23 protein-coding genes are annotated in these 20,420 nt (G+C 37.1%); 22 read left to right on the top strand and 1 reads right to left on the bottom strand.

Annotated elements, in window-relative coordinates; translation table 11 throughout:
• Nucleotides 1–58: 58 nt before the first annotated feature.
• The 6 genes from CHRYMOREF3P_RS17790 (at nucleotide 59) to CHRYMOREF3P_RS17765 (ending at nucleotide 4,937) form a co-directional block, all read left to right on the top strand.
• Nucleotides 59–796, top strand: a complete 738-nt coding sequence (locus CHRYMOREF3P_RS17790) for a shikimate dehydrogenase family protein (RefSeq protein WP_180565160.1) — start codon at nucleotides 59–61, stop codon at nucleotides 794–796.
• A gap of 74 nt (nucleotides 797–870) precedes the next feature.
• Nucleotides 871–2,673, top strand: a complete 1,803-nt coding sequence (locus tag CHRYMOREF3P_RS17785; RefSeq protein ID WP_077413868.1) for a DUF349 domain-containing protein — start codon at nucleotides 871–873, stop codon at nucleotides 2,671–2,673.
• 63 nt (nucleotides 2,674–2,736) lie between these two features.
• The gene (gene ribD, locus CHRYMOREF3P_RS17780; RefSeq protein WP_180565159.1) at nucleotides 2,737–3,762 is read left to right on the top strand and encodes a bifunctional diaminohydroxyphosphoribosylaminopyrimidine deaminase/5-amino-6-(5-phosphoribosylamino)uracil reductase RibD; all 1,026 of its coding nucleotides are present in this window, start codon (nucleotides 2,737–2,739) and stop codon (nucleotides 3,760–3,762) included.
• 61 nt (nucleotides 3,763–3,823) lie between these two features.
• Nucleotides 3,824–3,988: a bacteriocin-like protein gene (locus CHRYMOREF3P_RS17775; protein ID WP_180565158.1), complete on the top strand. Its 165-nt coding sequence runs from the start codon at nucleotides 3,824–3,826 to the stop codon at nucleotides 3,986–3,988.
• A 41-nt stretch (nucleotides 3,989–4,029) separates the two neighbouring features.
• The gene (locus CHRYMOREF3P_RS17770) at nucleotides 4,030–4,212 is read left to right on the top strand and encodes a bacteriocin-like protein (RefSeq protein ID WP_180565157.1); all 183 of its coding nucleotides are present in this window, start codon (nucleotides 4,030–4,032) and stop codon (nucleotides 4,210–4,212) included.
• Nucleotides 4,213–4,331: 119 nt separating this feature from the next.
• Nucleotides 4,332–4,937, top strand: coding sequence for an IMPACT family protein (locus tag CHRYMOREF3P_RS17765; RefSeq protein WP_180565156.1), 606 nt, complete (start codon nucleotides 4,332–4,334; stop codon nucleotides 4,935–4,937).
• Here CHRYMOREF3P_RS17765 and CHRYMOREF3P_RS17760 read toward each other — a convergent pair.
• Nucleotides 4,934–5,644: a zinc metallopeptidase gene (locus tag CHRYMOREF3P_RS17760; RefSeq protein WP_142719845.1), complete on the bottom strand. Its 711-nt coding sequence runs from the start codon at nucleotides 5,642–5,644 to the stop codon at nucleotides 4,934–4,936. The genes CHRYMOREF3P_RS17765 and CHRYMOREF3P_RS17760 overlap by 4 nt on opposite strands.
• 105 nt (nucleotides 5,645–5,749) lie before the next feature.
• On the opposite strand from CHRYMOREF3P_RS17760, the gene CHRYMOREF3P_RS17755 reads away from it, so the two are divergent.
• The 16 genes from CHRYMOREF3P_RS17755 (at nucleotide 5,750) to CHRYMOREF3P_RS17680 (ending at nucleotide 20,411) form a co-directional block, all read left to right on the top strand.
• The gene (locus tag CHRYMOREF3P_RS17755) at nucleotides 5,750–6,880 is read left to right on the top strand and encodes a GTP cyclohydrolase (RefSeq protein ID WP_180565155.1); all 1,131 of its coding nucleotides are present in this window, start codon (nucleotides 5,750–5,752) and stop codon (nucleotides 6,878–6,880) included.
• A gap of 52 nt (nucleotides 6,881–6,932) precedes the next feature.
• On the top strand, nucleotides 6,933–7,109 hold the full coding sequence (locus CHRYMOREF3P_RS17750; protein WP_167510753.1) for a hypothetical protein: 177 nt from the start codon (nucleotides 6,933–6,935) through the stop codon (nucleotides 7,107–7,109).
• A 253-nt stretch (nucleotides 7,110–7,362) separates the two neighbouring features.
• Entirely contained in the window at nucleotides 7,363–7,734 is a 372-nt protein-coding gene (locus CHRYMOREF3P_RS17745) for an NADH-quinone oxidoreductase subunit A (RefSeq protein ID WP_047382179.1), read from the top strand.
• A 117-nt stretch (nucleotides 7,735–7,851) separates the two neighbouring features.
• The gene (locus CHRYMOREF3P_RS17740) at nucleotides 7,852–8,412 is read left to right on the top strand and encodes an NADH-quinone oxidoreductase subunit B (RefSeq protein WP_002983540.1); all 561 of its coding nucleotides are present in this window, start codon (nucleotides 7,852–7,854) and stop codon (nucleotides 8,410–8,412) included.
• Nucleotides 8,413–8,418: 6 nt separating this feature from the next.
• Nucleotides 8,419–8,913, top strand: coding sequence for an NADH-quinone oxidoreductase subunit C (locus CHRYMOREF3P_RS17735; RefSeq protein WP_077413862.1), 495 nt, complete (start codon nucleotides 8,419–8,421; stop codon nucleotides 8,911–8,913).
• Between the two features lie 68 nt (nucleotides 8,914–8,981).
• Complete coding sequence (gene nuoD, locus CHRYMOREF3P_RS17730; protein WP_047494369.1) at nucleotides 8,982–10,205, top strand: NADH dehydrogenase (quinone) subunit D; 1,224 nt, start codon at nucleotides 8,982–8,984, stop codon at nucleotides 10,203–10,205.
• A 91-nt stretch (nucleotides 10,206–10,296) separates the two neighbouring features.
• Nucleotides 10,297–10,806 carry a complex I 24 kDa subunit family protein gene (gene nuoE, locus CHRYMOREF3P_RS17725; RefSeq protein WP_047377758.1) on the top strand — a complete coding sequence of 170 codons (510 nt, stop codon included), beginning with the start codon at nucleotides 10,297–10,299 and terminating at the stop codon, nucleotides 10,804–10,806.
• Nucleotides 10,807–10,902: 96 nt separating this feature from the next.
• A complete protein-coding gene (nuoF, locus tag CHRYMOREF3P_RS17720; RefSeq protein ID WP_047382176.1) occupies nucleotides 10,903–12,261 on the top strand; it encodes an NADH-quinone oxidoreductase subunit NuoF in 1,359 nt (452 codons plus the stop codon).
• A gap of 5 nt (nucleotides 12,262–12,266) precedes the next feature.
• Complete coding sequence (locus CHRYMOREF3P_RS17715) at nucleotides 12,267–13,178, top strand: hypothetical protein (RefSeq protein WP_180565154.1); 912 nt, start codon at nucleotides 12,267–12,269, stop codon at nucleotides 13,176–13,178.
• 41 nt (nucleotides 13,179–13,219) lie between these two features.
• A complete protein-coding gene (locus CHRYMOREF3P_RS17710; RefSeq protein WP_047382170.1) occupies nucleotides 13,220–14,218 on the top strand; it encodes a 2Fe-2S iron-sulfur cluster-binding protein in 999 nt (332 codons plus the stop codon).
• Between the two features lie 175 nt (nucleotides 14,219–14,393).
• The gene (nuoH, locus tag CHRYMOREF3P_RS17705; protein WP_180565153.1) at nucleotides 14,394–15,458 is read left to right on the top strand and encodes an NADH-quinone oxidoreductase subunit NuoH; all 1,065 of its coding nucleotides are present in this window, start codon (nucleotides 14,394–14,396) and stop codon (nucleotides 15,456–15,458) included.
• A gap of 152 nt (nucleotides 15,459–15,610) precedes the next feature.
• Nucleotides 15,611–16,168 carry a NuoI/complex I 23 kDa subunit family protein gene (locus CHRYMOREF3P_RS17700; RefSeq protein ID WP_040996950.1) on the top strand — a complete coding sequence of 186 codons (558 nt, stop codon included), beginning with the start codon at nucleotides 15,611–15,613 and terminating at the stop codon, nucleotides 16,166–16,168.
• Entirely contained in the window at nucleotides 16,168–16,665 is a 498-nt protein-coding gene (locus CHRYMOREF3P_RS17695) for an NADH-quinone oxidoreductase subunit J (protein WP_047377753.1), read from the top strand. Before CHRYMOREF3P_RS17700 ends, CHRYMOREF3P_RS17695 begins: the two co-directional genes overlap by 1 nt.
• A 4-nt stretch (nucleotides 16,666–16,669) precedes the next feature.
• Nucleotides 16,670–16,999, top strand: coding sequence for an NADH-quinone oxidoreductase subunit NuoK (nuoK, locus tag CHRYMOREF3P_RS17690; RefSeq protein WP_002983557.1), 330 nt, complete (start codon nucleotides 16,670–16,672; stop codon nucleotides 16,997–16,999).
• Between the two features lie 2 nt (nucleotides 17,000–17,001).
• Nucleotides 17,002–18,915, top strand: coding sequence for an NADH-quinone oxidoreductase subunit L (nuoL, locus tag CHRYMOREF3P_RS17685; protein WP_180565152.1), 1,914 nt, complete (start codon nucleotides 17,002–17,004; stop codon nucleotides 18,913–18,915).
• 2 nt (nucleotides 18,916–18,917) lie between these two features.
• On the top strand, nucleotides 18,918–20,411 hold the full coding sequence (locus CHRYMOREF3P_RS17680) for a NuoM family protein (protein WP_180565151.1): 1,494 nt from the start codon (nucleotides 18,918–18,920) through the stop codon (nucleotides 20,409–20,411).
• The last annotated feature ends 9 nt before the right edge of the window (nucleotides 20,412–20,420 follow it).

Here is a 20,420-nt window from a genome sequence, read left to right as displayed (position 1 = left end):
TTAAAAAATATTTCAAACCAAGGCCGGATTTATCCGGTCTTTTTTTTATTTTTGATATATGGATTCCAATAAAAAATTAGGATTGATAGGAAAAAATATTTCCTATTCTTTTTCTAAAAAATTCTTCGAAAATAAGTTCCAAAAGCTCATGCTAAAGAACTTCTCCTATGATATTTTTGATCTGAACGAAATCAATGAAGTGGAAAACCTTTTTGCTTCTCCGGACCTTTTAGGATTCAATGTTACCATTCCCTACAAAGAAAAAATCATTGATTATCTTGATGAATTAAGCGATGAAGCGGAGAAAATAGGTGCCGTAAACTGCGTTCTTATCCAGGATGGCAAAAAAACAGGTTATAATACGGATGCTTACGGATTTGAAAAAACTCTTCTTTTACACAAAACCCCTTCACAGGACAAAGCACTGATCTTAGGAAACGGCGGTGCTGCAAAAGCTGTAAAATATGCTTTAGATAAACAAAATATTCCTTCTGTAACTATTTCCAGAAGGACGGAAATCAATTTTGAAAACCTTGATAAAGAAACCGTTGCGGAACACAAAATAATCATTCAGTGTACCCCGGTAGGCACTTTCCCGAACGTTACAGACTGCCTGAATTTTCCTTTTGACGGGCTTTCTTCTGAACACCTGATCATCGATCTGATTTACAATCCCAACTACACTCAATTCATCATCAATGCCTCTGAAAAAGGAGCAAAGACAGTGAATGGATATTATATGCTTGAACAGCAAGCAGAAAAAGCTTGGGAAATTTGGAATTTTCAAAAAAAATAACATAAATTAGTGCTTTAATTGGCCTTAAAGCTATATTTAAAGGATATAAACGCCACTCACATAAAAGATTTGCTATGACTACAGAAAACAATCTTTCTGAAAACGAAGAAAAGAACAATCCTAACGAAGTATCTCAGGAAACATCAGAAAACACAGTTTCTCATGATGCAAACCGACATGAAGAGGATGCAGAGCACCTGGAAGAACATGAAGAGGTAGAAATTTCCCTTACTGATGCTTTAAAGGAAATGGAAAAAATCATCAACACTCCCAACGCCGGTGAGAATTTCAAAAGATTCAACCTGTTGAGAGAAAAAGCAAGTCACTATATCCATGATGAAGTGGAAGATAAAAAGCACGAATATGTAGAAGCCGGAAATCCTGCTGAAAATTTCAGCTATGAACATCCTTCTCAGAATAAATATTCTGCATTGGTTAATATTTTCAGGGAAAAACATGACAGCTTCCAGAAAGGACAGGAAGAAGAGCAGAAGAAAAACCTTGAACACCGTCAAAGCATTATCGAAAGACTTAAAAATCTATATACCAGTTCTGAACCGGGAATCAATCTTTTTAAATCCATCCGTGAAATTAAAGAAGAATGGTCAAAAGCCGGACAGGTTGCAAAATCTGAATTCAAAATTCTTAACAACAACTACTTCCACCACCTGAACCAATTTTATCAGATGCTGGATCTGAATAAAGAATTTCTGGAGCAGGAATACAGCCACAATCTGGAAAAGAGAGAACATATTATTGCCCGTGCCAAAGAGCTGGAAAATGAACCGGTGATCCAAAAGGCTTTAAATGAACTTCAGTATCTTCATAAGCTTTGGAAGGAAGAAGCTGAGCCTGTTGCAGAGGAATTCCGTGAAAAAACATGGGAAGAATTCAAAGAAATTTCTAACAAAATTCACGAGAGAAAATCTGAGCTTTCTGCTTCTATTGAAAAGGAACAGACCGTAAATCTTGAAAAGAAAAACGAAATCATCGCTGAAATCAAGAAACTGTCTGAGCCATCAGAAACTCCTAATCACAACTACTGGCAAAATGCCATCAAAAGAGTTGAAGATCTGCGTTCTGAATTCTTAAAAACCGGAAGCGTTCCAAGAAAATTATCCAATCAAAACTGGAATGATTTCAAAACAACGCTGAGAGGTTTTAATACAACGAAAAATAACTATTACAAATCGTTGAAAGGTTCACAGCAAGCGAATCTTGAAGAGAAATTAAAACTGATCCAGACGGCACAGGACAATATGAACAATGAAGAATGGGATATTTCAGTTCCATTATTCAAAAAACTACAGGAAGACTGGAAAAAAGTAGGCCACGTTCCAAAGAGCATGACCAACAAAATCTGGGATGAATTCCGTGATGCATGTAATGCGTTCTTCAATAACTACAGAGAGAAAAGCAATACTTCCACCGACAACTGGAAAGAAAATTATAAAAACAAAAAAGTGCTTCTTGATGAATTGAAATTGGTTTCCAATGAAGAAGGTAGTATCGAAAAAATTGAGCAGATCAAAACATCATGGAACAACATCGGTAAAGTTCCGAGAGATAAAATTTCAATCAACTCTGAATTCAACAAGACATTAAGAGAGAAATTGAAAATAAACAAAATCAACGAACTTGAACTGAAAGAAGAAGGTCTATCTGAAAACCAGCTTACTGACAAAGCAAGAAAGATCAAAAACCAGATTTCTGATCTTGAAGGTGAAATTGTAAAACTGGAAAACAACCTTTCTTTCTTCAACAAACCATCAAGGGAAAATCCTCTTTTAAGAGATACTTACAACACCATTGATGAGAAAAAAGCTCATCTGGAAACATTAAAGCAGAATCTCCACAGCATCATCAGCGGAGATTAACAGATAACAAAATAAATAAAGGCGGAGCAAAGCAATTTGTCTTCGCTTTTTCTTTTTATAAATATGAACAACGACGAACTGTATATCAAAAGATGTATTGAGCTGGCTCAGAAAGCTCTTGGCAGCACCTATCCCAACCCTCTTGTAGGAAGTGTAATCGTACACAACGGAGAGATCATTGGTGAAGGCTACCATCATAAAGCTGGAGAAAACCATGCTGAGATCAACGCCATCAACTCTGTTAAAAATAAAGATCTTATTCCGGAATCTACCATCTATGTATCCCTGGAGCCCTGTGCACACTACGGAAAAACTCCACCTTGTGCTTTAAAGATTAAAGAATTAGGATTTAAAAAAGTGGTTATTGGTGCGATGGATTCTCATGATAAAGTCAATGGTAAAGGAAAGAAAATTATCCTGGATGCTGGAATTGAAGCCGTTTCAGGAATTCTTGAACAAGAATGTATTGAACTTAATAAAAGGTTTTTCACTTACCATGAAAAGAAAAGACCTTACATTATCCTAAAATGGGCAGAATCCGGTGATGGCTTTTTGGATAAAGACTTTAAACCAACAGCTGTTTCCAACACCTTGGTGAATCAGTTTGTTCATCAGTTAAGAGCTGACGAACATGCTATTCTGGTAGGCACCCAAACTGCCTTAAACGACAACCCAAGTCTTACTGTAAGGAATGTGGAAGGAACAAACCCGGTAAGAATTCTGATCGATTTTGATTTAAAAGTTCCGTCCAATTTCAACATTTATAATAATGAAGCAAGGACATTGGTTTTAAATTCAGTAAAAGAAGACACCGAAGGATCTATTCAATTTATTAAAATCAACAGGAATAATTTCCTGCCTGAACTTATGGAAGCATTGTATAAAGAACAGATACAGTCTGTGATTATAGAAGGGGGCCGTTTTACGCTACAGCAGTTCATCAATGCTGGTCTTTGGGACGAAGCCATTGTCATCAAAAATGAAAATCTGAACCTTGAAAACGGGACAAAAGCACCTGAATTCAATCATACACCCACTGCAATTGAAAATTTCAGAGACAATACAGTTTCTTTCTTCAGACTAAAATAAAAGCACTTTATCACCATCGAATGAAATAATTTCTTTACATTAGTTACACAAAAAAATTACTATGAAAAATTTAAAGAAAGTTTCAAGACAGAGTTTAAAGAAAGTAAACGGAGGAAACGCTCCTGAATGCTGCTCATTCTATCCGTCTTCATTACAGCATTGCTGTGCAACGCCTTCAAGTATGAGCTGCCCACCGCCTTGGGCAGATGGAACATTCCAATGCTAATATTGTTAAATTATATCAATTAATCCAACAAAAATATTATCATGAATAACCTGAAAAAAGTATCCAGAGCCAGTATGAAAACCATTAAAGGAGGGGTTTTTGTAACATGTATACTCCCTAATGGACAACCTACAAGATGCAGAGACAAATGCCCTCAGGATTTTTGCGGTCCAACAAGTTATATGTGTCTGATTCCAATGGACCTTTGTGGAGATGTGATGTAACAGTATAATTTTACATTCAAAAATATATAAGCCGTCAAATTCTGACGGCTTAATTTATGATCATGATGCAGAATACTAAAGCATTTAATATTTTTGCATAATTAAAGCCGGAATACACAATGACGTTTGAATACAAAACCATAGAAAAACCCATAGAAAATACTCTTTTAAAGGAAAAAGGAAGCAAGTTTATAGGATTTGCGTTCCCGGTAACCAATGAAAAGGAATTGAAGAATGCGCTGGAAAAAATAAGGGAAGAACATCCGAAAGCTACTCACCACTGTTATGCTTTCAGAATGGGATTAAATGGTGATAACTACCGTGCCAATGATGATGGCGAGCCTTCCGGAAGTGCCGGATTACCTATTTACAATCAGCTGCTGGCAAATGAGGTCACCAATATTCTCGTAATTGTAGTCCGTTATTATGGAGGAACCAAACTAGGGGTTTCGGGATTGGTAAAAGCTTATAAGGAATCTGCAAAGATTACATTGGAAGAAGCTAAAATCATTACCCGTGAACTGGAAACGGAAATAGAGATTCTGTTTAATTTTAATCAGCAGAATACAATATTCACTCTGCTTTCAAAATTTGATGCCAAGGTTTTGAATTTTGACGCCAACGAAAACTGTATTCTTACTGCCTCACTGAAGCTTGCACAAAAAGAAAACATCTCGAAAAAACTCTCCGAGATGCAATATGTTTCATTTGAATTTAATGATTAATCCCTTCTTCCACCAAGAAGTAATGATCCCCAGTAAAGAAGTTGTGCCAGAGATCCTAAGGCTGCTACCACATAAGTTCTTGCTGCCCATTTCAGGCTGTCCTGCACTCCTACAAATTCCTCTGCAGTTACAGTTCCTGTATCTTTAAGCCATTTCATAGCTCTGTTACTTGCATCATACTCCACAGGAAGTGTTACAAAAGCAAAAAGTGTTGTCACAGCAAACATAGCAACTCCAATGGCAAGAACTGTTGTATTTCCATTGGGATTTTCCATCGTTCTTGATGCTGCCATTACCGCGATACCCGCTATAAGGACAAATTGCATCAGATTGGAACTTATATTAACAATAGGAACCAGTTTTGAACGTAAATTCAACATAGAATATCCTACGGCATGCTGTACTGCGTGTCCGCATTCATGAGCTGCTACTGCGGCTGCGGCTGCGTTTCTCTGCATGTAAACCCCTTCAGAAAGGTTCACTGTTTTATCTGCCGGATTATAGTGGTCCGTCAACTGCCCGGGAACAGATATTACCTGAACATCATTGATCCCGTTATCCCTCAACATTTTTTCCGCTACTTCTTTCCCCGAAAGGCCGTTTCGAAGGTGCACATTGGAATAATATTCAAATTTTGATTTCAACCTGGAAGAAACCCACCAGCTCACCAACATTGAAATACCAATAATGATATAATAACCCGCCATTTTATATAGATTTTGTGTTTAATTTTTATCCATAATGATGTAAAAACTGTGCCAAAGTATAAGATATTATTATTTATATTTGTCCTTAAATTACCATCAAAAGTTATGTCTAAGGTTTCAATTATTGAAGTAAAAACAGCCGGTCAACTAAAGCAATTCGTAAAATTTCCGATGGATCTGTACAAAAATAATCCGTACTATGTTCCATCCTTTATCAAAGACGAAATAAAAATATGGGATGCAAATGAAAATCCGGCATTCCTCTATTCCGAATCCAAGCAATTTCTGGCTGTAAAAAACAGTAAAGTAGTGGGAAGAATCGCAGTAATTATAAACCACAAGGAGGAAAAAGAATTAGACATCAAAAAAGTACGCTTTGGCTGGATAGATTTCATTGATGACACTGAGGTTTCTAAAGCATTGATTCAGACTGCCATTGATTATGCCAAAGAACATAACATCAATAAGATTGAAGGGCCTATGGGATTCACCAATCTTGACAAAGCCGGTATGCTGACAATGGGATTTGATAAACTGGCAACAATGATTGGAATTTACAATCATGCCTATTACCCTAAACATCTTGAAAATCTTGGATTAACCAAAGAAAAAGAATGGGTAGAATATGAGATGAATTTCCCGAAAATACTTCCTGAAAAAGTAGAAAAATTCAGTGGACTGATTGCTCAGAAATACAAACTCAGCGTTCTTAAATTCAAATCAAAGGAAGAAATCCTCCCGTATGTAGAACCTATGTTTAAGCTGCTGGATGAAACTTATAAGCATCTTTCTACTTATACTCCAATTTCTGAGGAACAGATCAAAACATACAAAGAGAAATATTTCCCGTTCATTGATAAAAATTATGTGATCTGCGTAGTGGATGAAAATCAGCAGCTGGTTTCTTTCGCGATTACGATGCCTTCTTATTCTAAAGCTTTACAAAAGTCAAAAGGAAAATTATTTCCTTTCGGATGGTGGCATTTCCTACAAGCAGGCAAAAAGAATGACAGAGCCAATTTTTACCTTATCGGGATTCACCCTGAATATCAAAGACGTGGCGTAACGGCAATTATCTTCAAAGAAATTTTTGTACGATTTACCAGTATGGGAATCAATTTCGCAGAAACTAATCCTGAACTTGAAGAAAATAAAAGTGTGCAGCTCCTATGGCAGGATTATAATCCGGTAAACCATAAGAGAAGAAGAACCTATTCAATGGAAGTGAATAAATGATACTGTATTTATAGAATGTAAAAAGTACTTTAAACTCTAAACTTTGAACTTTATGAAACCACAACTTATCATTTTCGCTATTTTAATTGCCGGATTTATCAGTTATAACTTCTTTTTTCAATCGCAGGATGATAGGACGAATACCGTCATCAATATCCTTTTTGCCAGTATTCTTTTTGGATACATCTCTTTTATGGCATATTCTGTTCTAAGAAAAATGAAGAAATAAAATATAAAGCCAATTTTTATTAAATCTGCATTTCATTCAGTTAAAATATATCCAATACGTAGGATGAGCTATATTTTTGGGGAGCTGCTACAAAAAAAGGGGAAAAACACATTAAGAAAAACAATCACCAAAAGCTAATTTTTATTGATTCTAAATTACCGATTTAACTCATTTTCATACGACATTTAAGCTGATAAATTTCATGCTTTCTTGTTTATTCGCTAAATTTGCAAATTGAGATAATAATGCAAAAATGAATTTACCTGAAAGTTATATTCCAATCCTTATCCAGGCTGGTGTAGCAGTAGGATTTGTAGCTGTTTCTTTGCTTGGGGCACATTTCTTGGGACCACAGCAGAAAAAAGGAAACTCTGTAAAAAACCAAAGCTGGGAATGTGGAGTTCCTGCAGAAGGAAATGCTAGAACACCGTTTTCTATCAAGTACTTCCTGACCGCGGTATTGTTCGTACTATTCGATATTGAAATCGTATTCTTTTATCCTTACGCAGTAAACTTTAGAGAATTCGGCATGGAGGGATTCCTTGCTGTACTTACGTTCGTTGCGATATTCTTCGTAGCGTTTTTCTATGTTTGGAAACGCGGTGCGCTGGATTGGGATAAATAAATTTTAACATTAAAAGATTGAATTTATTTAAGTAATTTAAAGATTGTGAAGGTCTTATTTTTTAATCTTTAAATATTTTAATCTTTAAATATTTTAATCTTTAAATATTTACTAAAAATGTCAGATAAAAAACCAGTAATAAGAACAGATGCACCTGCTCCCGAAGGATATGAAGGAGAAGGGTTTTTCGCAACAAAACTGAGCAGTGTAATCGGGATGGCAAGAAAGTTTTCACTTTGGCCGTTACCTTTTGCTACCTCTTGTTGCGGTATTGAGTTTATGGCTACCCTAAACCCAACGTATGATGCGTCAAGATTTGGTATGGAAAGAAACTCTTTCTCTCCAAGACAAGCAGATATGCTGATGGTTTGTGGAACTATATCAAAGAAATTAGGACCAGTCCTGAAAGAAGTTTATACCCAGATGGCAGAGCCGAAATGGGTAGTAGCAGTTGGAGCTTGTGCTTCCAGCGGTGGTATTTTTGATACATATTCTGTACTTCAGGGGATCGATAAGATTATTCCGGTGGATGTTTATGTTCCTGGATGCCCTCCAAGACCTGAACAGATCATTGAAGGAGTAATGCAGGTACAGGCTCTTGCAGAAAGTGAAAGCATCAGAAGAAGAGATATGCCTGAATATCAGAAATTATTAGATTCTTACAACATAAGCAACTAAACGGAAATGACGAACGAATTTGTATTAGAAGCAATCACAAGAGAATTTCCGGAATCTGTCATTTCAAGCTCAGAACCTTACGGAATGCTGACGATTGAGGTGAAGAAAGAAGATAGTAAGAAAATCATTCACTACCTTAAAGATTCGTCTTTGGAATTTAATTTCCTTACGGATATCTGTGGTATTCATTACCCTGAATTCCCTGAAAAGGAAATAGGCGTTGTATACCATTTGCATAATATGATGGCCAATTTCAGATTACGTCTGAAAATATTCATGTCCAGAGAAAATATCGAAGTAGATTCTCTTACTGAGCTCTATGCCGGAGCTAACTGGATGGAAAGAGAAACATATGATTTCTATGGGATTAAATTTAAAGGACACCCGGATCTTAGACCTATTTTGAATATGGAAGATCTTGGATACCACCCAATGTTGAAAGAATATCGCCTTGAAGACGGTACGAGAACCGATAAGGACGATAATATGTTCGGAAGATAAAAAATATAAATGATTACTGATGGTTGATTCATTATCAATTATCCTTTATCAATTATCAATTATATATTATGAAAGATAACTCATTATCTAATATACTAAACCAGTACGAAAGTAAGGAACAGATTGACGGACAATTGTATACCCTCAATTTAGGACCTACCCACCCTGCTACTCACGGGATTTTCCAGAATATCTTAACGATGGACGGGGAGAGAATTCTTCACGCTGAGCAAACGGTAGGATACATCCACAGAGCATTTGAGAAAATTTCTGAAAGAAGAAACTACTCTCAGATCACTACCCTTACTGACCGTATGAATTACTGTTCTGCACCCATCAACAACTTAGGTTGGCACATGACAGTAGAGAAACTGATTGGCGTTGAAGTTCCAAAACGTGTAGACTATATGCGTGTTATCTTAATGGAATTAGCAAGAATCGGTGACCACCTGATCTGTAACGGAGTAACCGGAATGGACTCAGGAGCGATTACAGGGCTTACTTACATGTTCATCGAAAGAGAGCGTATTTATGATATGTACGAGCAGATCTGTGGAGCAAGGATGACAACCAATATGGGAAGAATCGGAGGTTTTGAAAGAGATTTCACGCCTAAGTTTCATGAGTTATTACAGGATTTCTTAAAGACTTTCCCGGCAAGATTCAAAGAATTCGGTACTTTATTAGAAAGAAACAGAATTTTTATGGACAGAACCATCGGTACAGGAGCTATTTCTGCCGAAAGAGCATTAAGCTATGGTTTCACAGGTCCAAATTTACGTGCAGCAGGAGTAGATTATGATGTAAGAGTTGCACAGCCTTATTCTTCCTATGAAGATTTCGACTTCATTATTCCTGTAGGAACTTCAGGAGATACTTACGACCGTTTCATGGTTCGTCAACAGGAAATCTGGGAATCATTAAAAATCATCAAACAAGCATACGAAAATCTTCCGGAAGGACCATTCCACGCGGATGTTCCTGACTTCTATCTTCCTGAAAAGGCAGATGTATATCAGAAAATGGAAGCATTGATCTACCATTTTAAAATTGTAATGGGAGAAACTGATGTACCGAAAGGAGAAGTTTACCACGCTGTAGAAGGTGGAAACGGAGAATTAGGATTTTATCTTGTAAGTGATGGAGGAAGAAGCCCTTACAGACTTCACTTCAGAAGACCATGTTTCATCTACTATCAGGCATATCCTGAAATGATTACAGGTTCTGTAATTTCAGATGCCATTGTAACGATGTGTAGTATGAATATTATTGCGGGAGAATTAGACGCATAACTGGAATTATAAATTTTGAATTATAAATTATAAATTGATTTTAGACCGTTATTCATTTAGAATTTAAAATCTAAAATCTAAAATTTCAAAAATGAGCGAAACAATAGCTTTTAAACCGGAAAGTTTAGCACAGGTACATAAAATTATCGCAAGATATCCTGAAGGAAGACAAAAATCAGCTCTTCTTCCTGTACTTCACTTAGCACAGAAAGAATTCGGAGGATGGTTAGATGTTCCTGTGATGGATTATGTTGCCGAACTATTAAGTATCCAGCCGATTGAAGTATATGAGGTGGCTACTTTCTATACCATGTTTAATATGAAGCCGGTAGGTAAATATGTTTTGGAAGTTTGCAGAACAGGGCCTTGTATGGTTTGTGGAAGTGAAAAAATCCTTGACCATATCAGAACAAAACTGAATATTAAGGATGGAGAAACTACTGAAGACGGTATGTTTACATTAAAGCCTGCTGAATGTCTTGGAGCATGCGGATATGCACCAATGCTGCAGTTAGGAAAATTCTTTCATGAAAATTTAACAATAGAGAAAGTAGACGAAATCCTTGAACTTTGCAGACAGGGACAACTTGCTTTAGACTAATAAAGATTTTGAATCCCGGATTTAAAATCAGTTAATTTTTAAAATAATTATAAAAAGCTAACGGCCACAAACCAATAGCTAAAAGCATAATAAACAATGAGTAAAAAACTTTTACTTAAAGACGCACATATAGAAGGTATTCGCTACTTTGAAACGTACCGTAAACAGGGAGGTTATACAGCAGCTGAAAAAGCCTTGAAGATGACTCCTGACGAAATTCTTGAAGAAGTAAAAGCTTCAGGATTAAGAGGACGTGGTGGAGCTGGATTCCCAACAGGAATGAAATGGAGCTTTTTGGCAAAGCCTGAAGGCGTTCCAAGACACCTTGTTGTCAATGCGGATGAATCTGAGCCTGGAACATTCAAGGACAGATATCTGATGGAGTTCCTTCCTCATTTATTGATCGAGGGAATGCTAATTTCTTCTTACTGTTTAGGTTCTAATGTTTCTTATATCTACATCCGTGGAGAATATTCATGGATTCCTGATATCCTTGAAGAAGCTATTGAAGAAGCCAAAGCAGCAGGATTTTTAGGTAAAAACATCCTGGGAACAGGTTTCGATTGTGAAATTTATGTTCAGAGAGGTGGTGGAGCATACATCTGTGGTGAAGAAACTGCATTGCTTGAATCCCTTGAAGGAAAAAGAGGTAACCCAAGATTAAAACCGCCATTCCCGGCTGTAAAAGGACTTTGGGAAAGACCAACAGTAGTAAATAACGTTGAATCTATTGCAGCAATTGTTCCAATCATTGATATAACAGGTGCTGAGTATGCTAAAATCGGAGTGGGAAGATCTACAGGTACGAAATTAATTTCTGCTTGTGGAAACATCAACAAACCGGGGGTATACGAAATCGATATGACTATTACCGTAGAAGAATTCATCTATTCTGATGAATATTGCGGCGGTATTAAAGACGGAAAAAAATTAAAGGCTTGTATTCCCGGCGGAAGTTCTGTTCCTATCGTTCCTGCTAATTTGTTGCTGAGAACAGTGAATGGAGAGCCAAGATATATGAACTATGAATCATTGGCAGATGGTGGTTTCGCTACCGGAACAATGATGGGTTCAGGAGGTTTCATCGTATTGGATGAAGACCAGTGTATTGTAGACCACACGATGACTTTAGCAAGATTCTACAATCACGAAAGCTGCGGACAATGTACTCCTTGCCGTGAAGGAACGGGATGGATGTACAAGATTTTAAAGAAAATCGAGAAAGGAGAAGGAAAGATGGAGGATATCGATCTACTTTGGGATATCCAGAGAAAAATCGAAGGAAACACGATTTGCCCATTGGGTGATGCAGCAGCTTGGCCGGTTGCAGCAGCAATCCGTCATTTCAGAGATGAATTTGAGTGGCATGTGAAAAACCCAGAATTGTCTCAGACACAAAATTATGGATTAGCACATTATGCAGATCCTATTCCGGCTGTTGAAAAGAATGCATAGGTAAAATGAAAAAATTATTGGTTGTCGGCTTAATGATGTCGAATTTTGTATTTGCACAGAATAAGAAAACAGATACTGCAAGTTATAACAGATCCGTTGAAGAGGATTTGTCATATGTAGCGAGTGAGAAACAGCAAATTAAAGCTGAAAAAAAAGAAAAGCCATTACCATTAAGCAAAAAAGGTCAGGTTTTCGTATTTTATGGATGGAACAGAGCGGCTTATAGCAATTCTGATATTCATTTTACCGGAAACGGATACGATTTTCAACTGAATAATGTAAGGGCACAAGACAGACCTACAAAATTTGGAATTGTCTATTTTGATCCAAGCTGGTTTACTGTAACACAGTATAATTTCAGAATAGGATATTTTATTAAAGACAATTTAGCGCTGGTACTTGGGATAGACCATATGAAATATGTAATGGACCAGAACCAGACTGTGGGCTTCAAAGGACATATTTCAGATCCTGAATATGCAGCAATGGTTCAAAACGGACAGGTAAATCTTGCAGATGAGAAGTTCCTTACTTTCGAACATACAGATGGACTTAATTATGAAAACTTAGGTCTTGAGAAATACAAAAACCTTGTTCATAAGAAGAATATAGATTTAGTATGGTCTTATGGAGCTGGAATCGGATTTATGTTTCCGAAAAGTAATGTAAAACTTTTTGGAAATGAAAGAAGTGACCGTTTTCACGTTGCAGGTATGGGAACCGATATCAGATCCAGTCTTAACTTAGTTTTCTGGAAAAACTGGATGCTGAGACTAGAAGGAAAAGCAGGTTATATTAATATGTGGGATATTAAAACTACATTGAATAACAAACCTGATAAAGCACGCCAGGACTTTGTTTTCGGACAGGTTCTAGGAGGAATTGGATATACATTTAATACTAAGAAATATAAATAACAAAGCCTATTGCTTAACGCATAAAGCTTAAAGCATATCATATGAGCGAAGAAGTTAAAAAATTCAAAATAACTATAGACGGACAGACTACTGAAGTGATGCCTGGTACTTCCATTCTGGAAGCAGCAAGACAAATCGGTGGAAAATCTGTACCTCCCGCTATGTGCTACTACAGCAAGCTAGAGACCAGTGGAGGGAGATGTAGAACATGTCTTGTAGAAGTTTCTAAAGGGTCTGAAGCAGATCCTCGTCCTATGCCGAAATTGGTAGCAAGCTGCAGAACGAATGTAATGGATGGGATGGAAGTAAAAAACCTTACTTCTGAGAAAGCTCAGGAGGGAAGAAAAGCGGTTACCGAGTTCTTATTGGTAAACCACCCGCTGGACTGCCCTATCTGTGACCAGGCAGGAGAATGTCATCTTCAGGACTTAGGATATGAGCATGGTGTAGACAGTACAAGAACAGAATTTGAAAGAAATACTTACGAAGCTGATGATCTTGGACCGAACATCAAATTGAATATGAACCGTTGTATTCTTTGTGCAAGATGTGTATTGACAGCAAACCAGCTTACAGAAACAAGAGAACACGGTATTCTTTTCAGAGGAGATCACGCTGAAATTTCAACCTATTTAAATAAAGCTTTAGACAATGACTTCATCGGAAATGTTATCGACGTTTGTCCGGTAGGAGCATTAACAGACAGAACAGCTCGTTTTGCAAGCAGAGTATGGTTTACAAAACCAATGAACGCTTCTTGTAAATGTGATAAGTGTTCAGGAAAAGCTGTAGTATGGATGAAAGGTGACGAAATCGTAAGAGTAACTGCAAGAAAAGACCAATGGGGTGAAGTGGAAGAATTCATCTGTGATACATGCCGTTTCGAAAGAAAAGCATTATCAGACTGGAACATCGAAGGTCCTAGACATATCGACAGACACTCTGTAATTTCATTGAACCACTACGAAAAACCTAAGGATGAGCTAAGAGTTTTAGACAATCCTATGGCTAAAGAAATCAGTGAAAAAGACGAAAAATAAAATAGTTGGATCTAGAAGCCGGAAGCTGGAAGTTTTAATAATAAACCTACAATCCACTTTTAACTTCAATCGTTTTAAAAAATATAAAAAATTTGGTAATGTGATGAAGAGTTGATGCCGCGAGGTGATAAACTTCCAGCTTCCAGCTCCCATCTTCAAACATTTAAAATAAAAAATGGATTTACTTACATTTAAACTTATACTTGTACTAGCACTTTTCCTGCTATCACTGACGATTGCAGCCTACTCTACCTGGGCAGAAAGAAAAGTAGCCTCTATCATGCAGGATAGAATTGGTCCCAACAGAGCCGGACCTTTCGGATTACTGCAGCCTCTTGCTGATGGTGGAAAGTTTTTCTTCAAAGAAGACTTTACGCCGGCCAATGCAGAAAGATTCCTTTTCGTATTAGGACCTGCTTTGGTAATGTTTATTTCATTGATTACAGGAGCTGTTATTCCTTGGGGTAAAAGTTTAAATATTGCAGGTACTTCTTTTGATCTTCAGGTAGCTAACATTGATGTTGGTGTACTTTTCATCATCGGAATGGCTTCAATTGGGGTTTACGGAATTATGATCGGAGGTTGGGCTTCAAACAACAAATATTCATTACTAGGTGCTATCCGTGCTTCTTCTCAGATGATTTCTTACGAATTGGCAATGGGATTAGCACTTCTTTCTATCATTATGATGACAGGAAGTTTAGACTTAAAAGAAATCACAGAAAGCCAGACTGCTGGGAAATTATGGGGTGTAATTCCTTGGGTTTCCGGGTTGAACTGGAATATTTTCTACCAGCCGATCGCTTTCCTTGTTTTCTTCGTAGCAGCATTGGCTGAAACCAACAGACACCCATTCGATTTACCTGAGTGTGAATCTGAATTGGTAACAGGATACTCTACAGAATACTCTTCCATGAAATTAGGTTTATATATGTTCGGGGAATATGTGAACATGTTTATCTCTAACGCTTTCATGGTAGTTCTTTTCTTCGGAGGTTACAACTATCCTGGTATTGAATGGGTAACTCAGAACTGGGGTGAGAACACTGCAGGAATCTTAAGTATCGTAGCATTCTTAACGAAGACTGTAATCGGAATTCTGATCTTCATGTGGATCAGATGGACACTTCCAAGATTCAGATACGACCAGTTAATGCACTTGGGATGGAAAACATTAATCCCGATGGCATTGGTAAACCTATTAATTACAGGAGCTGTAATTTTAGCATTTGCAAACTAAGAAAATTTGAAAATGAGCTGATTTGAAAATTTGATTATGAAATCAAAGCTTTATCTTTAGCCTATCATATTCAATAATCAATATTAAATAATTAAGATAACAGACAAGATTAGTCTAAAATCTGGTGTCTAACATCTAATATCTATAATTAAATGAAACTTACAAACAGATCAAAAGTTGTTTCCAATAAAGAAATGACCCTTGCTGAAAAAATCTACCTTCCTGCTATCTTTACAGGGATGGGGATTACATTTAAGCATGCTGTAAGAACCGTGATAAAGGGTGCTCCCGCAGTATATTCGTATCCGGAAGTACAGAAGCCAAGAACAACCATCTGGAGAGGCCAGCACGTTCTGAAAAGAGACGAAGAAGGCAGAGAAAGATGTACAGCTTGCGGACTTTGTGCGGTAGCTTGTCCTGCAGAAGCCATTACGATGACTGCTGCTGAAAGAACAAAAGAGGAAAAAGGTCTTTACAGAGAAGAAAAGTACGCTTCAGTATATGAAATTAATATGCTAAGATGTATTTTCTGCGGAATGTGTGAAGAAGCCTGTCCTAAATCTGCCATCTATCTTACTGATAGACTAGTAGATGTGGAAACGAACAGAGGTTCTTTCATTTACGGAAAAGATAAACTAGTTGAAAAAATAAATGAAAGGATTGATATCACGACAAGACAATCCGAGAAACAAAAAAATGCGGTAAAATAATGGATCAGTTTTTATTTTTCTTGGTGGCGTTTTTAGCAGTGGCAAGTGCAGTTTATTTTGTATTTGCAAGAAATCCTCTCTATGCTATTTTGTCATTGATTGTTACAATGTTTTCAATTGCAGGAATGTACATTCTTTTAAATGCACAGTTCCTGGCAATTATCCAGATTATAGTGTACGCAGGTGCCATCATGGTACTTTTCCTTTACATCCTGATGATGCTTAATCTTAATAAAGGAGACGAAAGTAAGAAGAACAATACTTTAAAGTTTGTTGGAGTTTTTACAGCAGGTCTTCTTTTAGTAGGTGTACTAGGAGTTTTCAGAGGTGTACAGGACAAACACATTGTTGTTGAAAATGTAGACAGAGGTATTGGTCTTACAAAAAATCTGGGTAGACTTTTGTTTAATGAATATGTTTTACCGTTTGAGCTTGCTTCCATCCTAATTTTGGCAGGTATTGTAGGCGCGGTATTAATCGGTAAAAAAGATTTATAAAATTATGGGAGAAGTAAATACATTTATACAAAGCATCCCTTTGGACTACTTCATCATTCTTTCATCAGTATTGTTCTGTTTGGGAGTAATGGGAGTATTGCTTAGAAAAAATGCTATTGTGATTCTGGGCTGTGTAGAGCTTATGCTGAATTCTGTAAACCTTTTATTGGCAGCTTTTTCAGCGTATAAAGGCAACGGCGACGGACAGCTTTTAGTTTTCTTCATTATGGTTGTGGCTGCTGCTGAAGTAGCAGTAGGTCTGGCAATTATTGCTATGCTGTATAGAAATACCCGTTCTGTAGATGTGAGTATATTTAATAAATTAAGAGGATAAGAATGGAGAATCTAGTATATGCAATAGTACTTTTACCACTTTTAGGGTTTCTTATTAACGGTTTATTCGGGAAAAATCTTCCAAAAATATTGGTTGGATCTTTGGCTACGGCAATGGTTTTCGGATCATTCTGTATCGCTGTAAGTCTTTTTATGAATTTCAATTCTGAAAGCCAGCCTGTAATCGTAAAAGCTTTTGAATGGTTTAGAGTCAATGGAGTTCAAATCAATTTTGGATTCCAGATTGATCAGCTTTCTTTAATGATGGTGATGATCATTACGGGTATCGGTTCACTGATCCACTTATACTCTATCGGATATATGAGTCATGACAAAGGATTCTATAAGTTCTTTACTTATCTGAACCTTTTCATCTTTTCCATGTTACTTTTGGTAATGGGAAGCAACTACCTTATCTTATTCATCGGATGGGAAGGTGTAGGTCTTTGTTCTTACCTGTTGATCGGATTCTGGTACACTAACGAAGAATACGGTAAAGCAGCAAGAAAAGCTTTCATTATGAACAGAATTGGTGACCTTGCGTTATTGATTGGTATTTTCATGATTGCTTCTCAGACCAATGCTGTAGATTATCTTTCTGTAGCAGAAAACGCTTCAAAATTTGAATTGGACGGAACAGTGATTATCTTTATCACAGCGAGTTTATTCATCGGTGCTACCGGTAAATCTGCTCAGGTTCCATTATATACATGGTTACCGGATGCGATGGCCGGGCCTACTCCTGTATCAGCGTTGATCCACGCGGCAACGATGGTAACGGCAGGGATCTATTTGGTAGTAAGATCAAACTTCTTATTTACTTTGGCACCTACAGTACAGGGAGGAATTTTATTCATCGGATTCTTAACGGCTGCTTTGGCAGGATTCTATGCACTTCGTCAGAACGACATCAAAAAAGTATTAGCTTACTCTACCGTTTCACAGCTTGGATTTATGTTCATTGCTTTAGGTCTAGGAGCGTATACAACAGCGATGTTCCACGTAATGACACACGCATTCTTTAAGGCTTTATTATTCCTGGGTGCAGGTTCTGTAATCCATGCAATGAGCAACGAACAGGATATGCGTTTCATGGGAGGTCTTAAAAAATATATTCCTCTTACCCACGCTACATTCCTTATCGGAACATTAGCCATCTCAGGTTTCCCTTTACTATCAGGGATGATCTCTAAAGACGAAATTTTAGTCGCAGCTTTCGCTAAAAACCCTCTTTACTGGGTAATATTATTTGCATTAGCGGCAATGACTGCAACCTATATGTTCAGACTGTATTATTTGACATTCCACGGAGAGTTCAGAGGTACTGAAGAGCAGAAACACCACTTACATGAAAGCCCGTCAAATATGACATTACCATTGATCGTATTGGCTATTCTTTCTGTAATCGGAGGTTTCATCAATCTGCCACACTTCATCGGTCACGGACATTATGCCAAACTGATGGAATGGTTAAAGCCAGTTCTTACGGAACAAAGCTACAGCCAGATGGAAGCTACTCTTTCAGGAGTAGATTTCAATACTGAAATGATCTTATTAGCAGCAACAATCCTTATGTTCTTCTCTGTATGGTTTATCGTTAGAAACACCTACGTGAAGAAGAAAAAAATGGCTGTTGCAGAAGAAAGCTATACCGGATGGGAAAAGCTTTCTGCTAAAAAATTATACGTTGACGAACTTTACAACGCATTGATTGTAAAAACTGTTGAAGGATTAGGACGCGGAGGAAAGATGTTTGATAAGGGTATCTTAGACCGTTTTGTAAACTTTGTAGGTGATGGTGCTGAAGACAGCGGAAAAGCTATGAAGCGTGTTCAAAACGGAAATGTAGAGACGTATATTCTTATCATGTCTTTAGCTGTGGGAATTATATTAATTGTTAACTTTTTATTACAATAATAATGTCTTGTTTATTATTAACATTATTACTATTACCTCTAGTAGGTTCGGGATTAGTTTTTGCGTGGAAGAGTAATTCCAGCAAATATTTGGCACTGGGAATTGCATTGGTACAAATGCTTCTTACATTTTATATACTTTCGGATTTCGATTTTACTCCGACGGTAGATAGTGTATTGCAGCATGAGATCAATTATCCTTGGTCACAATTTATGAAGAGTTCTCTTCACTTCGGTATCGATGGGATGAGTATGCTTCTTTTATTATTGACCAATATTCTGGCTCCAATTATTATTTTATCATCTTTCAACGAAAATGTAAACTACAGAAATACATTCTACGGATTGATTCTGCTGATGCAGTTCGGGCTTGTAGGAGTGTTCACTTCTTTAGACGGATTGCTGTTCTACATTTTCTGGGAAGTAACTTTGATTCCAATTTGGTTCATTGCCGGACTTTGGGGACAAGAGAATAAGAGGTTCGAATTCACTACGAAATTCTTCGTATATACATTCGTTGGATCATTATTTATGTTAGCCGGATTGATCTATGTGTACAACCACTCAGCATCATTCGCTTTAACAGATCTATACAATGCACAACTGAACGAAGTACAACAGACTGTGGTATTCTGGTTTATTTTCTTTGCATTTGCAGTGAAATTACCGGTATTCCCTTTCCATACATGGCAGCCTGATACCTATACCTACTCTCCTACTCAAGGATCAATGTTGTTATCAGGGATCATGCTTAAAATGGCAGTATATGGTGTATTGCGTTATTTACTTCCAATCACTCCGCTTCCGATAGCAGGAATTTCAGGGCAGATTGTGATCATTCTTGCAATTGTAGGTATTGTTCACGGAGCATTGATTGCCATTATCCAGACGGACATGAAGAGAATCATTGCGTATTCATCTTTCTCTCACGTAGGATTGATGGTGGCAGGGATCTTCGCTTCTGCAGTAGTTACGCTAAGAGGAACTTTCAATGTAGAAGGAACTGAAGGAGCATTGGTACAGACTTTCGCTCACGGTATCAACGTGGTAGGATTATTCTACTGTTGTGATATTTTATACAAGAGATTTAAATCAAGAGACATCAGACAAATGGGTGGTTTAGCTAAAGTAGCGCCTAAGTTTGCTGTATTGTTCTTGATCATTATATTAGGTTCAATGGGAGTTCCATTAACTAATGGATTCATTGGAGAATTTATTTTGTTGAAATCTGTTTATGATTTTAATGGGACAGCAGCAGTAATTGCTGGTCTTACGGTAATTCTTTGTGCGGTGTATTTATTGAGATTCTACGGAAAAGCAATGTTTGGAGAAGGAGATGAAGCCGTTTTAAGTACAGCAAAAGATTTGTCAGGAGTAGAATTTTCTGTATTGGCAAGTTTAGCGGTTTTTGTGATCTTACTAGGTATTTTCCCACAACCGGTAATCGACATGGTGAGTAGTTCAGTGAAGTTTATCTACATGGCGATGGCTAACTAAAAAATTAAA

It is taken from the genome of Chryseobacterium sp. JV274 (genome assembly GCF_903969135.1).
Classification (GTDB): domain Bacteria; phylum Bacteroidota; class Bacteroidia; order Flavobacteriales; family Weeksellaceae; genus Chryseobacterium.
This window is presented reverse-complemented; position numbering and strand designations above follow the sequence as displayed.

Bases quoted from the DNA above. Each gene is read 5' to 3' on its own strand.
- CHRYMOREF3P_RS17790 (WP_180565160.1), top strand. From the start codon at position 59: ATGGATTCCAATAAAAAATTAGGATTGATAGGAAAAAATATTTCCTAT.
- CHRYMOREF3P_RS17785 (WP_077413868.1), top strand. From the start codon at position 871: ATGACTACAGAAAACAATCTTTCTGAAAACGAAGAAAAGAACAATCCT.
- ribD (WP_180565159.1), top strand. From the start codon at position 2,737: ATGAACAACGACGAACTGTATATCAAAAGATGTATTGAGCTGGCTCAG.
- CHRYMOREF3P_RS17775 (WP_180565158.1), top strand. From the start codon at position 3,824: ATGAAAAATTTAAAGAAAGTTTCAAGACAGAGTTTAAAGAAAGTAAAC.
- CHRYMOREF3P_RS17770 (WP_180565157.1), top strand. From the start codon at position 4,030: ATGAATAACCTGAAAAAAGTATCCAGAGCCAGTATGAAAACCATTAAA.
- CHRYMOREF3P_RS17765 (WP_180565156.1), top strand. From the start codon at position 4,332: ATGACGTTTGAATACAAAACCATAGAAAAACCCATAGAAAATACTCTT.
- CHRYMOREF3P_RS17760 (WP_142719845.1), bottom strand. From the start codon at position 5,644: ATGGCGGGTTATTATATCATTATTGGTATTTCAATGTTGGTGAGCTGG.
- CHRYMOREF3P_RS17755 (WP_180565155.1), top strand. From the start codon at position 5,750: ATGTCTAAGGTTTCAATTATTGAAGTAAAAACAGCCGGTCAACTAAAG.
- CHRYMOREF3P_RS17750 (WP_167510753.1), top strand. From the start codon at position 6,933: ATGAAACCACAACTTATCATTTTCGCTATTTTAATTGCCGGATTTATC.
- CHRYMOREF3P_RS17745 (WP_047382179.1), top strand. From the start codon at position 7,363: ATGAATTTACCTGAAAGTTATATTCCAATCCTTATCCAGGCTGGTGTA.
- CHRYMOREF3P_RS17740 (WP_002983540.1), top strand. From the start codon at position 7,852: ATGTCAGATAAAAAACCAGTAATAAGAACAGATGCACCTGCTCCCGAA.
- CHRYMOREF3P_RS17735 (WP_077413862.1), top strand. From the start codon at position 8,419: ATGACGAACGAATTTGTATTAGAAGCAATCACAAGAGAATTTCCGGAA.
- nuoD (WP_047494369.1), top strand. From the start codon at position 8,982: ATGAAAGATAACTCATTATCTAATATACTAAACCAGTACGAAAGTAAG.
- nuoE (WP_047377758.1), top strand. From the start codon at position 10,297: ATGAGCGAAACAATAGCTTTTAAACCGGAAAGTTTAGCACAGGTACAT.
- nuoF (WP_047382176.1), top strand. From the start codon at position 10,903: ATGAGTAAAAAACTTTTACTTAAAGACGCACATATAGAAGGTATTCGC.
- CHRYMOREF3P_RS17715 (WP_180565154.1), top strand. From the start codon at position 12,267: ATGAAAAAATTATTGGTTGTCGGCTTAATGATGTCGAATTTTGTATTT.
- CHRYMOREF3P_RS17710 (WP_047382170.1), top strand. From the start codon at position 13,220: ATGAGCGAAGAAGTTAAAAAATTCAAAATAACTATAGACGGACAGACT.
- nuoH (WP_180565153.1), top strand. From the start codon at position 14,394: ATGGATTTACTTACATTTAAACTTATACTTGTACTAGCACTTTTCCTG.
- CHRYMOREF3P_RS17700 (WP_040996950.1), top strand. From the start codon at position 15,611: ATGAAACTTACAAACAGATCAAAAGTTGTTTCCAATAAAGAAATGACC.
- CHRYMOREF3P_RS17695 (WP_047377753.1), top strand. From the start codon at position 16,168: ATGGATCAGTTTTTATTTTTCTTGGTGGCGTTTTTAGCAGTGGCAAGT.
- nuoK (WP_002983557.1), top strand. From the start codon at position 16,670: ATGGGAGAAGTAAATACATTTATACAAAGCATCCCTTTGGACTACTTC.
- nuoL (WP_180565152.1), top strand. From the start codon at position 17,002: ATGGAGAATCTAGTATATGCAATAGTACTTTTACCACTTTTAGGGTTT.
- CHRYMOREF3P_RS17680 (WP_180565151.1), top strand. From the start codon at position 18,918: ATGTCTTGTTTATTATTAACATTATTACTATTACCTCTAGTAGGTTCG.